We start from the raw sequence: 2,940 nt of genomic DNA, 5'->3' as shown, positions 1-2,940 counted from the left end.
ACCAGGCCTTGCGACTGGGGCGCGTGCTGGCCGAACTCGCGACGCAGGAGCCTGAGGTTCACGGCCTGGTGGCGCTGATGGAAATCCAGGCCTCGCGCGCCAGGGCGCGCACCGGGCCTTCGGGTGAGCCCATCTTGCTGCTGGAGCAAAACCGGGCAAGCTGGGACCACATCCTGATACGCCGCGGCCTTGCGGCGCTGGCGCGTGCCGAGGCGCTGGGCGGTGCGCTGGGGCCGTATGCGCTGCAGGCCGCGATTGCCGCGTGCCATGCGCGTGCGCCCACGGGCGCCGACACCGACTGGCATCGCATCGCCGCGCTTTACGATGCGCTGGCGCAGCTCATGCCGTCACCGGTGGTGGAACTCAACCGCGCCGTCGCGCTGGCGATGGCTTTCGGCCCGGCGACGGGGCTGGAGGTGGCCGATGCGCTGCTGGCCGAACCCTTGATGAAAAACTACCATCTGCTGCCCAGCGTACGCGCCGACTTTTTGTTCAAGCTCGGCCGGCTCGAAGAAGCCCATGCGGAGTTCGAGCGCGCCGCGTCGCTCACCCGCAACCTGCGCGAGCGCGAACTGTTGCTGGCGCGCGCCGCAGCCTGCGCGCCGGGCTCCACACCGCGCCTTTCCTGACGCGTGTTTACGGTGCCGGCCTGCGGCCGCCCAGCATGCAGGCGATGGCCGCCAGCTGCAACAGCACGGTCGCGCCGAAGTAAAGGACTGTGCCCGCACCGAGGTGCGCCGGACTCCCGCCGGCTGTGACCAGCAGCAGGCCAAACGTGGCCGGCGCCAGCGCCCACAGACCCTGCGACATGGCCACGATCAACGCGATCACCCGCGGAACATCGCCCTTGACGAACTCCACCTGTGCCACCAGCGGCGGCAGCGAAGTGGTGTTGCCGATACCGACGCCGAACAGCACCACGCCGGCAAGAATCAGCACGGTCTGGTGTTCCGCCGCACAAGCCAGCAGCAGTGAGCCGGTGATCTGCACCGCGTAGCTCACGCTGGCGACCAGTCGCCGGTCGGCATCCACCGGCATGCATTTGGCGACGATGGTGCGGCCGCCGATGGCGCAAGCGGTGGCCAGCGCCATCGCCAGGCCCGCGCCTTGGGTGCTGAGCGCTGACACCAGCAGCGAATACAAATGCGTGATCAAGCCGGCCTGGGCAAACATGCTCAGCGCCATCGCCGCGGCCAGCGTACGAAAGCTGCGGTCTCGCCACAGCAGGCGGCCCGGCAAGGGTTTGGCATGCGCAGAGGTGACGGTGCGCGAGGGTGTGCCCGGTGCATCACCGTCAGGCTGCTGGCCCATGCGCTCCGGCGTTTGCGTGATGACGTAAAAACACAGGCAGACCACCACGGTCAGCATGGCCGCGCCCACCAGCAAGGTGGCGGCGGTAAAACCCAACGCGGCGATCAGCGCGCCCCATAGCGGTGAGAAAATCACACCGCCCAGGCTGGCGCCGTTGTAGGCCTTGGCCAGTGCCAGGGGCCGGCCGCGCATAAACCAGGGCGAGATGATGGCGTTGATCCCCGCCGCGCCCATGGTGACCCAGCCGCCGCCCGTCAGCATGGCAGCCGCAAACAGTTGCCAGGGCTGTGCAGCCAGCGCCCAGCCCAGAAGTCCCAGTGCCAGCGCGGCGGCGCCCGCAGCGGTAGTGGCGGCGACCCCCAGCCGGGCGTGGATGCGCGGCAGGCAGGCCACCACGCCCGCGCCGAATAAAAAGTGAAAGGTCACGGCGCTTGATACCAGTGGCAACGCCCAGCCGGTGCGGGCGATCACCGCATGCAGAAAAATCGCCGGGCTGTAAAAGCCAATACCCCAGCCGAAGATGGCCAGTACAAAGGCGGCGCGCACAACGGTGGCGCCGTAAAAGGCGCGTGGCACCGGCGGCTGGAGGGCGGAGGTCGTTGGCAATTCCATGGAGTTCTCCGTGTGAGAAGGCAGCGACTGCTGCATGGCCTCCATGGTGCGGCGAAGAGGGTGCGCGATGCTTCGCCCCGGAGCGAAGCATGGGGTTTGCGATGCTGCTAAGGTTGGTATCCAGAAGGTCTTAAACCATGATGAATACCAACCAAATCGCGCACATCGCCTCGTTGGTCGGCGAGCCGGCCCGCACCGCCATGCTGATGGAGCTGCTGGACGGCCGATCGCTCACCGCCCACGAACTGGCCGGCGTTGGCAACGTGTCGCCGCAAACCGCCAGCCGCCACCTGGCCCTGATGGTCGAAGGCGGCCTCCTGTGCGTAGAGCAACACGGCCGGCACCGCTACCACCGCCTGGCCTCGGTCAACGTGGCCCGGGTGCTGGAAGGCATCACACAACTGGCTTCACAGAACGCACCCGCGCCGCGCCGCGCCGTGGTGCCCGGCCCCAAGGACGCCGCCATGCGCATGGCCCGCAGCTGCTACGACCACATCGCCGGCCGCCTCGGCGTGGCCATTGCCCATCACCTGCTGGAAGACGGCGCCATCACCTTTKACGGCGAAGCCGGCCACGTCACCCCCAAGGCCAATGCCGTGCTGGCGCGCCTGGGCATTGAGCTGTCAACGTCGCCAACCAGCATCAACACCAAACGGCCTTACTGCCGCCCGTGCCTGGACTGGAGCGAGCGCCGCTTCCACGTCGCCGGCCAACTCGGCACGCTGATCTGCAATCACAGCCTCGAGCGCGGCTGGCTGTTGCGCCGCCAGGGTATGCGCGCGCTGGAGATCACACCTAAAGGCGCGGTGGCGCTGCGCGACTGGATGGGGCAGGAGGACTGGCGGCAAGTGACGGAGGGAGAGACCTTCCCAGCGCGGCAAAGCCCGGTGTTACGTGTTGCTTAAATCGCAATCGGATCCACATCAATCGCCCAGCGAATCAGGCTTTTGAATTCAGCCTGCTGTCGCGTTTCAAACAGCGTTGGTTGCCAGGCCGCGAGAAAACGTTGAAGCGCTG

The 2,940-nt window shown here is 67.4% G+C and carries 3 protein-coding genes; 2 read left to right on the top strand and 1 reads right to left on the bottom strand.

Annotated elements, in window-relative coordinates:
* Positions 1 to 629, top strand: a 629-nt coding sequence (locus tag AC1DWI_RS18390; RefSeq protein ID WP_477725395.1) for a DUF6596 domain-containing protein, incomplete at its 5' end; no start/stop codon positions are given.
* Positions 630 to 636: 7 nt separating this feature from the next.
* Here AC1DWI_RS18390 and AC1DWI_RS18385 read toward each other — a convergent pair.
* The gene (locus tag AC1DWI_RS18385) at positions 637 to 1,923 is read right to left on the bottom strand and encodes an MFS transporter (protein ID WP_477670145.1); all 1,287 of its coding nucleotides are present in this window, start codon (positions 1,921 to 1,923) and stop codon (positions 637 to 639) included.
* Between the two features lie 140 nt (positions 1,924 to 2,063).
* Here AC1DWI_RS18385 and AC1DWI_RS18380 point away from each other — a divergent pair, with 140 nt between their 5' ends.
* Positions 2,064 to 2,828 (top strand): ArsR/SmtB family transcription factor, encoded by a 765-nt coding sequence (locus AC1DWI_RS18380; protein ID WP_477725394.1) that lies wholly within the window; start codon positions 2,064 to 2,066, stop codon positions 2,826 to 2,828.
* The last annotated feature ends 112 nt before the right edge of the window (positions 2,829 to 2,940 follow it).

It is taken from the genome of Polaromonas sp. P3_C2 (genome assembly GCF_056402675.1).
This window is presented reverse-complemented; position numbering and strand designations above follow the sequence as displayed.

Coding starts and splice junctions, on each gene's coding strand:
- AC1DWI_RS18385 (WP_477670145.1), bottom strand. CDS start 1,923: ATGGAATTGCCAACGACCTCCGCCCTCCAGCCGCCGGTGCCACGCGCC.